Here is a 14,801-nt window from a genome sequence, read left to right as displayed (position 1 = left end):
CGCCCTGGGCCGCGAACCGCGGCGGCGGAGCCGCCGCAATTCAACTCAGTACCCCTGCACGACCTTGCGCAGTGCGTACTCGGTGACCGCGACCAGAGCCTGCTTCACCGGCTCCCGGCGACGGGCGTCGATCGAGAGGATCGGCACGTCCGCGGGCACCGCCAGGGCCTGGCGAATGTCCTCGACCGGATACCGTGGCGCATCATCGAATTCGTTGATGGCCACCAGGAAGGGTAGGTTCCGCGCCTCGAAGTAGTCGACGGCGGCGAAACTGTCCTCCAGCCGGCGGGTGTCGACCAGCACCACCGCGCCGATGGCGCCCTTGATCAGGTCGTCCCACATGAACCAGAAGCGGTACTGGCCGGGCGTGCCGAACAGGTACAGCACCAGGTCATCGGCCAGGCTGATGCGGCCGAAGTCCATGGCCACCGTGGTGGTGGCCTTGGACGGGACCCCGGTCAGGGAGTCCACGCCGACACTGGCATTGGTCACCAAAGCCTCGGTGCGCAGCGGAACGATCTCCGACACGGCACCGACCAGGGTGGTCTTGCCGACACCGAAACCACCGGCCACGACGATCTTGGCCGACGTGGGCTTGCTGGTGCGCGTGTCGACCTGTGTCGTCGAATCAAATACGCCGGAGTCCACTGAGAACCCTTTCGATCAGCTCGCGACGTTCATCGTCGCTGGAATCGTCTTTCAATGTCGCCGATACCCGCACATGGCCGGCATCGATGAGGTCGGCGACCAGCACCCGCGCGACCCCGAGCGGGATGCCCAGACGCGCGGCTACCTCGGCAACCGACGGCGATTCTCTGCACAACTCCACGATTGACGTCTCGATATTGGTGAGTTCGAACTGCCGCTCGAGGGCGACCGGATGCGATGCGACGAGCGCCTCCAGGGCGAGCTCCACCTTCGGCCGGGTGCGACCGGCCGTCAGTGAATAAGGGCGAACCAGGCTCGGTTCGGCGCTCCCAACGCGTTCGTTGTCTATGTCCATCCCGCCATCAGGAACCCATCGTGACGCGAGGTGTGGCCTGAACCGTCTGGCCCACTCGCTCGACCAACAAGGCCATCTCGTATCCCACCTGGCCGATGTCACAGGACGTATTCGTCAGCACAGCCAGGTACGAGCCGTCGCCGACCGCCATGAGCAGCAGGTAGCCGTGTTCCATCTCGACCACCGACTGCAACACGGTGCCGCCCTCGAACAAGTTCGACACACCCACCGAGAGGCTCGCGAGCCCCGCGGTCACCGCTGACAGCTGTTCGGCACGGTCCACGGGCAGCTGCGCACTCGCGGCCATCAGCAGGCCGTCAGCCGACACCAGGACCGCGTGCGCAACGCCGGGAACCTCATTGGCGAAATTCGAAACCAGCCAATCCAGCTGACGCTTCGTACCACCTAGATCGGGGTTCATCGGTCTCCTTTATCTCCGGTTAGGTTCATAGCTTTCATCGCGCGGCCATCCCGGACGCCCTGCTGGTGACGACTCAGACTTGACCTGATGGATTCTGGGTCCCGATGGGCCGCCTTGTCAGCGTTTCCGGTGACACCACCGGGCACAAGTCGGTTACCGGGATCACGCTGCGGCAGACCCGCGGCGGTCCGCTTGTCCGCCGAGGACTCGTTGACGCGGCGAGCAGCCTGCCAGCCCTCGTCACCCGGTGATTCGAAGGACGACGCCACCTGGGACCGGTCGGCATTCGGATCCGACAGCCACGCCGACATCATCTCCGCGAAGATCGGCGTGCCGCCCATGATCGCATCGCCACCGGAATCGGCTGGCTGCAAACGGGTCTGGAAGAACGACGCCGCCTTCTGCGGATTCGAGCGGAAGCTGTGCCGTCCCGGCTCCTTGACAGCGTCGGGGCCGTTCTGCGGCAGGCCCACACCCGGAATCGGGCTCGGGCGCTGCGGCAGCACCGCACCCGGATCACGCTGCGGCAGACCGGTCGCGCCCCGCTGCGGGAGACCCGCACCCGGATCACGCTGCGGCAGTGGACCACTCAGCGGATCACGCTGCGGCAGTGGACCGCTCAGCGGATCACGCTGAGTCAGACCACCCGACAACGGATCAGCACCGGCGGCACCACGCTGCGGCAGACCATTGCCCGCGTCACGCTGCGGCAGACCATTGCCCGCGTCCCGCTGCGGCAGGCCGTTGCCACCGCGCTGGGGCAGACCACCGGCAGCGGAATCACGTTGTGGCAGAGACCCACCCAGCGGATCACGCTGAGTCAGACCACCCGACAACGGATCAGCACCGGCGGCACCACGCTGCGGCAGACCACTACCGGCGTCACGCTGCGGCAGACCGTTGCCCGCGTCGCGCTGAGGAAGACCCTTGCCCGCGTCGCGCTGGGGCAGGCCGCCGGCCGCCGCACCACGCTGCGGCAGGCCGCCGTCGCGCGGCGCGAGGCCATCCCGCTTGGGCAGACCCGGCACGTCCGAATCCTGAGCGGCGGCGAGGCCATTGCCCACGTCCCGCTGCGGCGCGGCACCCCGCTGCGGCAGCCCCTGGCCCGGAGCACCCGGACCACGCTGCGGCGGAGCGCCATTGGCGCCCGGCTCCCGACGCGGCAGACCACCGGCAGCGCTATCACGCTGCGGCAGACCACCGGCCGAAGGATCACGCGGCGGCAGACCACCGGCCGAAGGGTCACGCTGCGGCAGACCACCGGCCGAAGGATCACGCGGCGGCAGACCACCGGCGGCCGAGTCACGCTGCGGGAGACCACCAGCGGCGGGCTCACGACGGGTCGGACCCGAATCCGCTCCGCGCGCTTGCTGCGGCGCACCATTGCTACCCGGATCGCGCTGGGGCAGGCCGCCCGGCGCGGGGCGCGGCGGCTGGCCGAGGCCGGCCTCGCGGCCCGGCGCACCGTTGGTGCCCGGCTGACGCTGCGGCAGACCACCCGGTCCCGATGGAGCTCCACCCGGCGCGGCATCGCGCGGCGGTAGGCCGACGGAGGGATTGCGCTGCGGCATCGCACCGGACTGACCCGGCTGCAGCAAACCGCTCTGGCCCGGACCGCCCGGCGCGGCCCCCGGCTCGCCCGGTCGCGGCGGCATGCCGCCCGGGGCGCCTTGACGCTTGAGCATATTGGCGGCGAGACCGCCCCGCGGCTGCGACGGGCTCTCGGGGCTCTGGCCGCGCTGCGGCAGATTGGCGCCCGGCTGGGCCGAGGGCGCGGACGGACCGTGCGCACCCGGATCACGCTGGGGTAGGCCGGCGGGCTTCGACCCGCCCGGAGCCGCCAGCGTGTGCTTGACGGTGGGCCCGTTCACACCGGGCTGCCGGGTCGGCAGACCGCCCGGCACCTGGGCACCCGGCTGCCGCGTGGGCAGTCCGGTCGAGGCGCTGGCGGCGGCGGGGGCCGGGGCAGCGCCCGGCGTCTGTCCCGCCGGAGCCGGAATCGGCCCGCTCACACCCGGATCCACGGTGACCATCACATTGCCGGTCGCCGTGCGGGTGACCGCGCGCATCTGCATGGAGGACGGCGCACCGGCCTGGTTGCCCGCACCCTGCGGCTGCACGGACGGCGTGGGAGCCGACGGCGGCGTCTGACCCTGCTGCGGCGGCACCGAGATCGGCCCGCCCGCCGAGACGATCAGCGGCTTGGGCACGTGCACGGTGACCGTCACGCCCGGGTCCCGGGCGATGTCGAAGGTCGGGCGCAGCCGCACGGTCAGGCCGTGGCGCTCGGCCAGGCGGCCGACCACGAACAGACCCATGTGGCGGGCGGTGTCCGGACCGACCTCGGCCACGGCCTCCAGTCGCCGGTTGATCTCGGCCATTTCGGCCGGGGGCATACCGATACCGCGGTCGGCGACCTCGATCAGCAGACCCTGATCGTGTGCCTGCGCGAAGGTGAACTTGACGTCCGTCTCCGGGGGCGAGGCGCGCAGCGCGTTGTCCAGGAGCTCGGCGAACAGGTGCGCGAGGTCGGAGGCGGCGGGCTCGACGAGCGCACCCCGCGGGGTGGCGCCCAGCTTGACGCGTTCGTAGTCCTCCACCTCGGAGATGGCGGCGCGCAGCACGTCGGCGATCTCGACGGGCGCGGACTTGGTCCGGCGCTGCTTGGTACCGGCCAGAATCAGCAGGTTGTCGCCGTTTCGCCGCATACGGGCGGCGAGGTGGTCGAGGCGGAAGAGGTTTTCGAGCAGGCGCGGGTCCTTCTCGTCGTACTCCATCGCCTCGATGAGCGAGAGCTGGTGATCGACAAGGGACTTGGAGCGGCGGGCCAGGGTCTCGAACATGTCGTTGACCTGGGTACGCATGGCGGCCTGGTCGGCGGCCAGGCGCAGCGCCTGACCGTGGATGTCGTCGACGGCGCGGGCCAGCTGGCCGATCTCCTCGTCGGTGTGCACCGGCATCGGTTCCAGCGGAACGTCTTCGGGATCCGCACCGTCACGCAGCGAGGTAACTTCCTGGCCGAGGTCGTATTCGGCGACGCGCAGGGCGGCCAGGCGCAGCCGGCGCAGCGGGACGATCATCGCGCGCGCGATCAGCACGGCCAGCGCGAGGGCGCCGAGGATGGTGGCGATGACGATGATCGAGTAGCGGATGGCGCCCGAGCGGGCCGCCGCGGCCAGATCGTCCACCCGGGACACGATGTCCTTGGTGGAGGCGGTCGCGATGGACTGGTAGCCGTTGATGCTGGCGACCAGCGAATCCTTCAGCTCGGCGACGGGCAGCTGCCCGGCCAGCGCCTGCGGGCCGTTGACCAGCTGCACGCGGGTGTCGGCCTGCCGATCGAGCTCCGCGATGGTGGCGTCGCCGTCCGGGAAGCGGTGCGCGAGCACGGCCAGCATCTGCCGCTCGGTATTGACGCCGATCTGGATGTCCTTGAGGCCATCCTTGGGGTTGTTGCGCAGCGCCTCGGCCATACCGGCGACCTCGTTGAACAGCATCCAACGGCTGTTCAGCGAGTCGACCAGGCGCAGCTTGGACTGGTCCACGTTCTTGTCGGCGACGCTGGACACGATGTTCTCCACCGTGCGCACGCTGTCGCCACGGATCCGTTCGACCGCGGTGACGGTGTCCGGAATCGACTTCGACGGCGCGAGGCCCTGGGCCCGGATCGCCTTGGCGCCCACGATCATCTCGTCCAGCGCCGAGCGGGCGCTGGGCATATCGCTCAAGCGCGCGGCGGCCTTCTCGGCGAACGCGATGGCCGTATCCAACTGCGCAAGCTCCGGATCCGAGGTCAGCGACTGGGTCGGGCCCAGCATGACCATCTGACCACTGGCGACCTGCGCCGCATCAGCACTGAGACCGGTGATCGCCGGGATGACCCCGACATGATCGGTCGCCGTCGAGAGCCGGCTGGAGTCGGCGAACTCCGCCGAGATCCTGGACGCTCCCAGCACAACAGCAACCAACAGCGGCACGGCGAGCACCGCCGTGACCTTCCATCGCAGGTCCCAGTTGCTCAGCGCCCAGCGCTTATTGCTGCCGGACCTAGCGGCGTCACGCATCTCCCACTCACTTTCCAAACTGGCCCCAGCCACGCGCCATCAGCGAGCCTCCGCGATCGCACGCTGGGCTCGACTGGCACAGCTGGCCGAGAACTGCGGCTGGCCGAGAAATTGCGTCCATGACGGCCGAAATATGTGACATGCGATTCTAACGGATCAATAACTTCTTGTGTGACCTCTTGGCAACCACCGGTCTCTGACCTGCCATTTGCAGGCAAAATCAAAGGTCGCGGCGTCCGCCCGGACGTCGCGTGAAGTCTGCCACAATCAGCTGGATCTATCGAGGCGGGCATCTCAGCGCATCTCAAGGACACATGGCGGAGCTAGGGAGTCACCGGGTTGAACGCGAAGCAGGAGTACCGACCGGCGTATCAGCTGAGCCTGGTCGATCCCTCGGAGTTCTGGTGCGACGCGGCCGAAGCCATCAGCTGGGATATTCCTCCCACTCAGATTCTCGAGACCGCGGCCCGTCCGACGGCGCGCTGGTTTCCCGACGCTCGCCTCAACACCTCCTACAACGCCCTGGACCGGCATGTGCGCGATATCACATCCCCGGAGGGCCCGACCGGCGGTCAGGTGGGGGGTCGCGCTGAACAACCGGCCCTAATATACGACTCCGCTATGACCGGGTCCAGAAGGATCTACACATATCGGGAGCTGCTGGACGAAGTCGCCCGATTTGCCGGATCCATGCTCCGATTGGGCGTCAAGACCGGTGATCGTGTCGTCATCTATATGCCGATGATTCCGGAAGCCGTGGTGGCGATGCTCGCCTGCGCCCGCATCGGCGCGGTGCACTCGGTGGTCTTCGGCGGATTCGCCGCTCACGAACTCGCGGCCCGCATCGACGACGCCGAGCCTGTGCTGATTATCACGGCCTCCGGCGGGCTGGAACCCGGCCGCCGCATCGAGTACCCGCCGATCGTGCTGGCCGCCCTCGACCTCGCGGCGACCACCGCGCCGCGCACGGTGCTGGTCAAGCAGCGGGACGGCTTCCCCACCATTCGTTTTCCCGCCGAGCAGGCCGCCACCGAACATCTGCCCGCCTCCTCCGACACCGTCGCCGCCCGCTGGCTGGACTGGGACGAGGCGCAGATCGGCGCGGAACCGGCCGATCCGGTCTCGGTGGCCGCGACCGATCCCCTCTATATCCTCTATACCTCCGGGACCACCGGGAAGCCCAAGGGCGTGGTGCGCGACAACGGCGGGCACGCGGTCGCGCTGGCCTGGTCCATGCGCAATATCTACGAGGTCGGCCCCGGTCAGACCATGCTCACCACCTCCGATATCGGCTGGGTGGTCGGGCACTCCTACATCGTGTACGCGCCGCTGCTGGTCGGGGCGACGACCATCCTCTACGAGGGCAAGCCGATCGGGACCCCGGACGCCGGGACCTTCTGGCGACTGGTGGACGAGTACCAGGTGGACGTGATGTTCACCGCACCGACAGCGCTGCGGGCCATTCGCCGCGCCGATCCGGACGCCGCACTCGCGCATCGGCACGATCTGACCCGGCTGCGGGCGCTGTTCTGCGCCGGCGAGCGGCTGGACCCCGCCACCTACGAGTGGGCGGTGGAGACCCTGCTCGCGGACCGGCCCGACTGCCCGGTCGTGGACCACTGGTGGCAGACCGAGACCGGCTGGCCCATCTGCGCCAATCCGCTCGGGCTGCAGCAGCTGCCGATCAAACCCGGTTCGGCCTCGGTGCCGGTGCCCGGGTACCGGCTGCGGGTGCTGGATTCCGAAGGCAATGCGGTCCCACCCAATACAGAAGGAAACATCGTCATCGGGCTGCCGCTGCCGCCCGGCACGCTGACCACGCTGTGGCGCGACGACGCCCGCTACGAGCGCTCCTATCTCTCCGCGTATCCCGGCCACTATCTGACCGGGGACTCCGGCTTCTTCGACGAGGACGGTTACCTGTACGTCCTGGGCCGCAGTGACGACGTCATCAATATGGCCGGGCACCGGCTCTCGGCGGGCGGTATCGAGGCGGCCATCTCCGGGCATCCGGCCGTGGCCGAGACCGCGGTGGTCGGTATCCCGGACGAGCTGAAGGGGCAGCGGCCGATCGGGTACGTGGTGCTCAAGACCGGCATCGACATCGAGTCCGAGCGGCTGCGCGCCGAGGTCATCGAGCGGGTGCGCGAGCGGGTCGGCGCCATCGCCACCCTCTACGACGTGGTCGCGGTGACCGCGCTGCCCAAGACCCGATCCGGAAAGATCCTGCGCCGCACCATGCGTCAGATCGCGGCGGGTGAAACCTTCGAGGTGCCGCCCACCATCGACGACGCCGCCATGCTGCCCACCCTGGAGAAGCAGATCCGCGACGCGGTCACCCTCATGGAGGACAAGGAGCGCATCGCCGCCGCCGATGCCGCGGTCGCCACCTCCCCGATCAACCGGGTCGATCCGGCCGCCCTAGATGCGGGCGCGTCCGGGGTGGATCCGGCCGCTCAGGCCGGGGATTCGGCCGTCTCGGGCTAGCCTCAGAGAGTTTTCATACTTCGCTCATCGGCCTCCCATGTGGGTGGTTTAGCGTCGGGCGGGCGCGAATCGCGGGATTCGCGCGCCACTTTCGCTGTGCCTGTCGAACAAGAAAGGTCGATGCATGAGCTTCGTCCGTAATAGCCGCGTCGGTGCGCTCCTCGGAGCCGGCGCGGTCGCCGCCGTGGCCCTCGCCCTCGCGCCCGCCACCGCCTCGGCCTCCCCCGCGGATCTGGTTGCGCCGCTACTGAACTCGACCTGCACCTTCACCCAGGTGGACGCGGCCCTGCACGACAAGGCTCCGGCCCTGGCCTCGTTCCTGGACCAGAACCCGGGCTATAAGTCCGAGTTGCAGGCCAAGTTCGCGCTGTCGCCCGAGCAGCGTCAGGCCGAACTCGACCAGTACCTGAAGGACAACCCGGACGCCGCCGACCAGGCCGCGGCCGACCCGCGAGCCGGTGGAATCGCCGCGGCGATCCAGCAGGTCGCCGACTCCTGCCACAACTATTGACCTCTGCCGGGCAATACTGGTGTGGTGTGCCGCTGGGGGGGTGGCACACCATCAGGTTCGCGGCCCGTCTCGTTCTGGACTGCGGCTTGATCGACCTCCGCCTTGGAGCGGGGGAGCGAAGCGGAGGAGCGGAGGGAGGGAAGAACGAGACCTCCAGGGCCGCGAACCCGCCCGGAGCGAAGCGGAGGGCAAATTGGACCCAGTACCCACTGTCCTGGTCGTCGACGACGACGAGGATGTGCTCGCATCGGTCGAGCGCGGGCTCCGGCTGTCGGGGTTCCGGGTGGTCATCGCCCGGGACGGCGCGGCGGCACTGCGCAGTGTCAACGAATCTGCCCCCGATGCCGTCGTGCTCGATATGAACATGCCGGTGCTGGACGGCGCGGGCGTGGTCACCGCCCTGCGCGCCATGGGCAACGAGGTGCCGATCTGCGTGCTGTCGGCGCGCAGTTCGGTCGACGACCGGATCGCCGGGCTGGAGTCCGGGGCCGACGACTATCTGGTGAAGCCGTTCGTGCTCGCCGAACTGGTCGCCCGTATCAAGGCGCTGCTGCGGCGGCGCAGCGACGTACCCGCCTCCGCCATCCCGGGCGCGATCACCGTGGGCCCTTTGGAAGTCGACGTCGCCGGCTACCGGGCGCTGCTGCACGGCACCGAGATCGAACTCACCAAAAGGGAATTCGAGCTGCTGTCCACGCTGGCGCGCAGCGCCGGCGTGGTGCTGAGCCGGGAGCGGCTGCTGGAACTGGTGTGGGGCTACGACTTCGCGGCCGACACCAATGTGGTGGACGTCTTCGTCGGCTACCTGCGCCGCAAACTCGAGGTCGACGGCACCCCGCGCCTGCTGCACACCATTCGCGGGGTGGGATTCGTCTTACGCGCACCCAAATGAACCGGCCCGCACCCGATTCCGCGCCACCGCGCCGGCGCCGCCACTCCTATTCGCTGCGCTTCCGGGTCGCGGCGGCCGCGGCTTTGGGCGCCACCATCATCGTGGCGGTGCTCAGCTGGGTGACCGTCACCGCCATCGAGCGCAACAATCTCAGTCAGGCCGATCAGCAGCTGGCGCTGTCCTCGCGGATCGTGCTCATCGAGCCACAACTCGCGGTGACCGTCCTCGACGTGCTCGGCCCCACCAACCAGCTGGCGCTCACCGTGCGCAATGCCGACGGCTCCATGACCAGCACCTCCGTACAGCTGCCCGCCCTGTCGGTGGGTAATCACACCGTCACGGTGGACGGCAATCCCTACCGGGTGCTCACCACCACCGAGAACCAGCCCCCGGGACGCGTTGTCTCCCTGGGCATTCCGACCACGGAGACCGAGCACGCGACCGCGGAGCAGCGGCGGTTCGTATTCTTCGCGGCGCTGGCCGCGGTGGCGGCGTCGGCCGGGCTGGGCTGGCTGTTCGGCGGCCGCGCGGTGCGGCCCATCGTCCGGCTCACCGAGGCGGTCGATCAGCGCGGCCCCACCGGCGGCCCGAATGCGCAACTGCCCGTGGACGGTTCGGGGGTCAGGGAGGCCGACAAGCTGGGCGAGGCCGTCAACACCATGCTGGAGCGGCTGGACCGGGCGCAGGCCGAGATCGCCGCGGCGCTGGAGACCGCGCGCGACTTCGCCGCGGTGTCCGCGCACGAACTGCGCACCCCGCTCACCGCCATGCGCACCGATCTGGAGGTGCTGCGCACCCTCGACCTCAGCGAGGACCAGCGCCGGGAGATCCTCGGCGACCTGCAACGCGGCCAGAACCGGGTGGAGACCACCCTCGCGGCACTGGAACGGCTGGCCGCCGGTGACCTCACCAATGAACGCGACCACGTGGTCACCGATGTGGCCGAGCTCTGCGACGCCGCCGCGCACGACGCCATGCGGCACTTCCCGCAGCTGAAGGTGCGCATCGACACCGACGCCGAACTCGTCACCCGGGGCCTGCCCACCGGGCTGCGGCTGGCCGTGGACAACGCGCTCACCAATTCGGCCCGGCACGGCGGGGCCACCGAGGCGCTGGTGTCGGCGCACCGGGCGGCGAGCGGGCGCATCGTCATCTCCATCGACGACAACGGGCGCGGACTGCCGCCCGCGGAGCGCGAGGCGGTGTTCGAACGGTTCTTCCGGGGTAGCCACGCCGCCAAGGGCGGGTCCGGGCTGGGGCTGGCGCTGGTCGCGCAGCAGGCCCAATTGCATGGTGGCCGAGCCTATTTCGACGACGGCATGCTGGGCGGGGTGCGTCTGGTACTGGAACTTCCGGACCGCGATGCGCCGCCGGGGCAATCGCCCGGCCGCGGGTGAACGTACCGGTCTTTACCGAACTCTCAGACAACCATCAGAGCTCGGGGCACACCACCCCTCTACGGTCTGAATGGTGTTCGGAAAACGCGCCCGCTGGGTCCTGATCGTCCTGCTGCTCGCCGCCGCGGTCACCGCGGGCACGATCAGCGTCCTGCGGCTGCGCTCCGCGCCCACCGCGGTCGCGCTCATCAACGGCGATACCGGGCCGCTGGGCGCGCGCATCGCAAAGGAGCTACAGGGCAGCGGAACCCGGCACTGGGACGTGGTCGACGAGGCGAGCACCAAGGACTACGCCGCGGTGGTCACGCTGCCCACCGACCTCAGCACCGATATCACCTCCCTGCTCACCGACAAGCCGCAGCGGGCGCAGGTCACCGTCACCACCCACGATCGCGCCGACCCGAACCTGGTCAACGACGCGGTGACCGAGGTGACCAAGAAGATCAGCGCCGCCGGGCTGGACACCCTGTTCGCGACCATGAACACCGCGCGCCTGCAGGTGTCGCAGATCGCGGGCACCTCGCAGCTGCTCAGCGCGGGCGTGCAGGCGGCCGCCGACGGGGCGCAGCAGTTCTCCGGCGGCGCCGACCAGATGATGGACTTCCTGAATCAGGCGAAATCCGGTGCGGGACAGCTGACCTCCGGCATCGACGCGCTGAACTCCACCCTGAGCGCCGCCACCACGCAGGCGAATCAGCTTGCGGCGGAGCTGGATTCGACCGGCGTCACCATGGGGCAGGTCTCCCAGGCAGCGAGCACGCTGTCCGACGGACTCGACTTCGTGGTGCCGCTGCTGCAGGCGCTGCCGTTCGCCAATGATCCGCAGCTGGCGAATGTCATCACCCAGCTGCAGGGTCTGCAGAACGTGGCGAATCAGGCCAACACCCAGCTCAGCGGCTTCGCCAAGCTGACCGGCACGCAAGTCACTCCGGATACCAAGGTCGGGCAACTACTGCGCGACGCGGCCGGCCGGCTGAACGACGCGAGCACGCAGCTGAATCAGGGCGCGTCGCTGGCACAGAGCATTCCGGCCATCGCCGATCAGGCGGGTACCCAGCTGGTGGCGGCCATGCAGGCGCTGACCGGCGGCGTCACCCAATTGCAGGCTGTGACCAAAACATTGGGCAATCAGGCCGGTCAGGCGATGGGCGCGCTCCCGCAGCTCGGGGTGCCGCAGCAAACGGCCATCGCGGCCGCCCTCACCGACCCGGTCGACATCGTTCGGAAATAACGTTCGCAAACAATCAGCAACATTCGGCGATTCGCCCGGATAGACTCTGCCCGGATTGCTCTAATCGACCCGTTTCGGAAGCTCCACAGCTCTACCGACCCTGGCTCCACCTAGCGCCCCGGTACCGGAGAGGAACGATCGTGAGCATGCTGATGGCCGCGCATGACGTGTACGGCACGGTTCTCGCCCAGTTGGGCAACCCCACCGCGGAAACCCCGCCCATGGCCGACAAGATGATGAAGATGTTCCGCTACTTCACCTGGTTCACCCAGATGTCGGGCGTCGCGGCCATCACCTACGGCGGCGGGCGCTTCGCGTGGGAGAAGTGGGGCGGCGGCTCGGCCTCCCCCAAGATGGTCGCCAACGCCATGATCGGCGGCGCGACCGCGACGAGCGCCGGAACAATCATGAACGCCATCGTCGGCTAGGGATTCGGGAGACAATGCGGGGGCCCAGCCCCCGCATTCCCTCTGGGGAGGAACCGATGACCTACGGCAACGATCCCTACTCTCAGCAGCCGCAACAGCCCGGATTCGGGCAGCAGCCCGGGTTCGGCCAGCAGCCACCGCCCGGCTACGGGCAGCAGCCACCACCCGGGTACGGGGGACAGCCACAGCCCGGGTACGGGCAGCCGGTGGGCGGCTACCCCGGTCAGCCCGGAGGCTATCCGCCGGGACCCGGCTACGCCGCGTATCCCCAAGCGCCCTATGCCAGTTGGGGCGCGCGGGTCGGGGCGTACCTCATCGACCGGCTGATCATCGGCGTGCCCGCGGGCATCTTCTACGGCATCGGCTTCGCGGTCGGGTCCAAGGACATGAACTGCACCACCGACTCGACCGACTCCTCCTACAGCACCTCCTGCTCGGGCGGGCTGTCCGCGGGCGGGATCGTGCTGGTGCTCATCGGCGCGGCCATCGCGATCATCGGCGGCCTGTACCTCATCTATATGGAGGGCACCAGCGGCCAGACCCCCGGTAAGAGGCTGCTGGGCATCAAGCTGATCCGCGAGGCCGACGGGCAGCCCCTGGGCTTCGGCATGGCCTTCGTCCGGCAGATCTGCCACATCGTCGATACCCTCCCCTGCTACCTCGGCTGGCTCTGGCCGCTCTGGGACGCCAAGAAGCAGACCTTCGCCGACAAGATCATCAGCAGCATCGTCGTGAAGGTGTGAGTTCCGGCAGCGCAGACAACCGTGCCCGCCGCGCTGAAAAGCACGGCGGGCACGGGTTTTTCGCCGACCGGGAGTCGTCAGTTCACGACGTCCAGGAGGTCGATGATGAAGACGAGGGTCTTGCCGGCCAGATGGTGGCCACCCGCCTCGCCGTAGGCCAGCTTCGGCGGGATGGTCAGCTGGCGGCGGCCGCCCACCTTCATGCCCGGGATGCCGTCCTGCCAGCCCTGGATCAGGCCGCGCAGCGGGAAGACGATGGACTCACCACGGTCCCAGGAGGCGTCGAACTGCTCGCCGGAGTCGTACTCGACGCCCACGTAGTGGACATCGACGGTGTCGCCGGGCTTGGCTTCGGCGCCGTCACCCACAACGAGGTCCTTGATCACGAGTTCAGCGGGGGCGGGACCATCCTGGAACTCGATTTCCGGCTTGCTGCTCATGGGCTGTCCTCTTCGATAGATCGGAATCGGGTCTTGATCACCTTATGCCCCGCGCATTCGCCCGCCGGCAGCGGAGGCGAAAATGTCCCGGTGGCCGAAGTGATCGATATCGACGACCCGGACGATCCGCGGGTCGCCGAATTCCGCGACCTCAACAATGCCGATCGACGCCCCGACCTGCCCGGCGGCAAGGGATTGGTGATCGCCGAGGGTGTGGTGGTCGTGCAGCGCATGCTGGCCTCGCGATTCACGCCCTTCGCATTGTTCGGTGTCGCGAAGAGATACGAACAGCTCGCCGAGGAGCTGACCGGAGTGGAAATTCCGTATTACCGGACCAGCGCCGAGGTGATGGCGCAGGTCGTCGGATTTCATTTGAATCGCGGCGTCCTCGCGGGCGCCTATCGGCCGCGTGAACTCACCGCCGGCGAGCTGCTCGCGGGCGCGCGCACGGTGGCGGTGCTCGAGGGCGTGAACGACCACGAGAACATCGGGTCGATCTTCCGCAATGCCGCCGGATTGGGTGCGGACGCCGTGCTGTTCGGCGACCGCTGCTCGGATCCGCTGTACCGGCGGGCCGTGCGGGTCTCCATGGGCCATGTGCTGCGGGTCCCCTTCGCCCAGCTGCCGCCCTTCCCGGCGGGGCTGGACGTGCTGCGCGACAACGGCTTCCAGATCATCGCCCTGACCCCGAACCCGAAGGCCGACACCCTCGCCACCGCCATGACCGGCGAGAAGGTGGCCCTGCTGCTCGGCGCGGAGGGCCCCGGCCTCACCGAGGAGACCATGCGGGCCAGCGACATTCGTGCCCGCATCCCCATGACGGCGGGCACCGATTCGCTTAATGTGGCGACCGCAGCCGCCATGGCCTTCTACGAGAGAGTGCGTGCCCAGTGAGCCATCCGCCCGACGGACCGTATGGATACGGCTATTCCGAACCCACCCCGTGGGCCAGCGGCATCGCCGTGGTCGTCACGGTGGCCGCGCTGACCGCCGTCGGCGTCTACGCCTTCGGCGCGGCGCTGGCCCAGATCCATCCGGTGCTGTCGGTGGCGGTCAACCTGATCGCGGTGGGCGGGGCCGCGCCGACCGCCTGGCGCTGGCGCTACGCCCCGGTGACCCGCTGGGTGATCGCGGGCCTGGGCGCGGGCGTCCTGCTGGCCTGGCTGGGCCTGCTGCTGCTCTGA

General features: G+C 69.0%; 14 protein-coding genes. 9 read left to right on the top strand and 5 right to left on the bottom strand.

Annotated features, from left to right (window positions below; translation table 11 throughout):
* Positions 1–45 precede the first annotated feature (45 nt).
* Genes ACWEQQ_RS16950 through ACWEQQ_RS16935 form a run of 4 tightly spaced genes read right to left on the bottom strand, consistent with a single transcriptional unit; the run spans position 46 to position 5,488 of the window.
* Positions 46–648, bottom strand: a complete 603-nt coding sequence (locus ACWEQQ_RS16950; RefSeq protein WP_174391578.1) for a GTP-binding protein — start codon at positions 646–648, stop codon at positions 46–48.
* Positions 629–1,003: a DUF742 domain-containing protein gene (locus ACWEQQ_RS16945; RefSeq protein WP_033085504.1), complete on the bottom strand. Its 375-nt coding sequence runs from the start codon at positions 1,001–1,003 to the stop codon at positions 629–631. Before ACWEQQ_RS16945 ends, ACWEQQ_RS16950 begins: the two co-directional genes overlap by 20 nt.
* Before the next feature lie 7 nt (positions 1,004–1,010).
* Positions 1,011–1,424 carry a roadblock/LC7 domain-containing protein gene (locus ACWEQQ_RS16940; protein ID WP_029930951.1) on the bottom strand — a complete coding sequence of 138 codons (414 nt, stop codon included), beginning with the start codon at positions 1,422–1,424 and terminating at the stop codon, positions 1,011–1,013.
* Positions 1,421–5,488, bottom strand: coding sequence for an ATP-binding protein (locus ACWEQQ_RS16935; RefSeq protein ID WP_452348817.1), 4,068 nt, complete (start codon positions 5,486–5,488; stop codon positions 1,421–1,423). Before ACWEQQ_RS16935 ends, ACWEQQ_RS16940 begins: the two co-directional genes overlap by 4 nt.
* Before the next feature lie 339 nt (positions 5,489–5,827).
* On the opposite strand from ACWEQQ_RS16935, the gene ACWEQQ_RS16930 reads away from it, so the two are divergent.
* The 7 genes from ACWEQQ_RS16930 to ACWEQQ_RS16900 all read left to right on the top strand — a co-directional run bounded on the left by ACWEQQ_RS16930 (position 5,828) and on the right by ACWEQQ_RS16900 (position 13,177).
* Positions 5,828–7,975: an AMP-binding protein gene (locus tag ACWEQQ_RS16930; RefSeq protein WP_452348816.1), complete on the top strand. Its 2,148-nt coding sequence runs from the start codon at positions 5,828–5,830 to the stop codon at positions 7,973–7,975.
* A gap of 124 nt (positions 7,976–8,099) precedes the next feature.
* Positions 8,100–8,486: a hemophore-related protein gene (locus tag ACWEQQ_RS16925; protein ID WP_452338120.1), complete on the top strand. Its 387-nt coding sequence runs from the start codon at positions 8,100–8,102 to the stop codon at positions 8,484–8,486.
* Between the two features lie 193 nt (positions 8,487–8,679).
* Positions 8,680–9,378: a response regulator transcription factor gene (locus ACWEQQ_RS16920; RefSeq protein ID WP_364605873.1), complete on the top strand. Its 699-nt coding sequence runs from the start codon at positions 8,680–8,682 to the stop codon at positions 9,376–9,378.
* On the top strand, positions 9,375–10,775 hold the full coding sequence (locus ACWEQQ_RS16915) for a HAMP domain-containing sensor histidine kinase (protein WP_452338121.1): 1,401 nt from the start codon (positions 9,375–9,377) through the stop codon (positions 10,773–10,775). The genes ACWEQQ_RS16920 and ACWEQQ_RS16915 overlap by 4 nt, the downstream gene beginning before the upstream one ends.
* A gap of 73 nt (positions 10,776–10,848) precedes the next feature.
* Positions 10,849–12,006, top strand: coding sequence for a YhgE/Pip domain-containing protein (locus tag ACWEQQ_RS16910; protein WP_452348815.1), 1,158 nt, complete (start codon positions 10,849–10,851; stop codon positions 12,004–12,006).
* A gap of 146 nt (positions 12,007–12,152) precedes the next feature.
* Complete coding sequence (locus ACWEQQ_RS16905) at positions 12,153–12,434, top strand: hypothetical protein (protein WP_452348845.1); 282 nt, start codon at positions 12,153–12,155, stop codon at positions 12,432–12,434.
* Positions 12,435–12,490: 56 nt separating this feature from the next.
* Entirely contained in the window at positions 12,491–13,177 is a 687-nt protein-coding gene (locus ACWEQQ_RS16900; protein ID WP_452348814.1) for an RDD family protein, read from the top strand.
* 77 nt (positions 13,178–13,254) lie between these two features.
* On the opposite strand, the gene ACWEQQ_RS16895 is transcribed toward ACWEQQ_RS16900, so the two are convergent.
* Positions 13,255–13,617 carry an FKBP-type peptidyl-prolyl cis-trans isomerase gene (locus ACWEQQ_RS16895; protein ID WP_354830823.1) on the bottom strand — a complete coding sequence of 121 codons (363 nt, stop codon included), beginning with the start codon at positions 13,615–13,617 and terminating at the stop codon, positions 13,255–13,257.
* A gap of 90 nt (positions 13,618–13,707) precedes the next feature.
* Between ACWEQQ_RS16895 and ACWEQQ_RS16890 the strand changes: the two genes are divergently transcribed.
* A complete protein-coding gene (locus ACWEQQ_RS16890; RefSeq protein WP_452338124.1) occupies positions 13,708–14,511 on the top strand; it encodes a TrmH family RNA methyltransferase in 804 nt (267 codons plus the stop codon).
* Entirely contained in the window at positions 14,508–14,801 is a 294-nt protein-coding gene (locus ACWEQQ_RS16885; RefSeq protein WP_452348813.1) for a DUF2537 domain-containing protein, read from the top strand. Before ACWEQQ_RS16890 ends, ACWEQQ_RS16885 begins: the two co-directional genes overlap by 4 nt.

It is taken from the genome of Nocardia sp. NPDC004123, assembly GCF_053603795.1.
This window is presented reverse-complemented; position numbering and strand designations above follow the sequence as displayed.

Coding starts and splice junctions, on each gene's coding strand:
- ACWEQQ_RS16945 (WP_033085504.1), bottom strand. CDS start 1,003: ATGGACATAGACAACGAACGCGTTGGGAGCGCCGAACCGAGCCTGGTT.
- ACWEQQ_RS16940 (WP_029930951.1), bottom strand. CDS start 1,424: ATGAACCCCGATCTAGGTGGTACGAAGCGTCAGCTGGATTGGCTGGTT.
- ACWEQQ_RS16935 (WP_452348817.1), bottom strand. CDS start 5,488: ATGCGTGACGCCGCTAGGTCCGGCAGCAATAAGCGCTGGGCGCTGAGC.
- ACWEQQ_RS16925 (WP_452338120.1), top strand. CDS start 8,100: ATGAGCTTCGTCCGTAATAGCCGCGTCGGTGCGCTCCTCGGAGCCGGC.
- ACWEQQ_RS16915 (WP_452338121.1), top strand. CDS start 9,375: ATGAACCGGCCCGCACCCGATTCCGCGCCACCGCGCCGGCGCCGCCAC.
- ACWEQQ_RS16905 (WP_452348845.1), top strand. CDS start 12,153: ATGCTGATGGCCGCGCATGACGTGTACGGCACGGTTCTCGCCCAGTTG.
- ACWEQQ_RS16900 (WP_452348814.1), top strand. CDS start 12,491: ATGACCTACGGCAACGATCCCTACTCTCAGCAGCCGCAACAGCCCGGA.
- ACWEQQ_RS16895 (WP_354830823.1), bottom strand. CDS start 13,617: ATGAGCAGCAAGCCGGAAATCGAGTTCCAGGATGGTCCCGCCCCCGCT.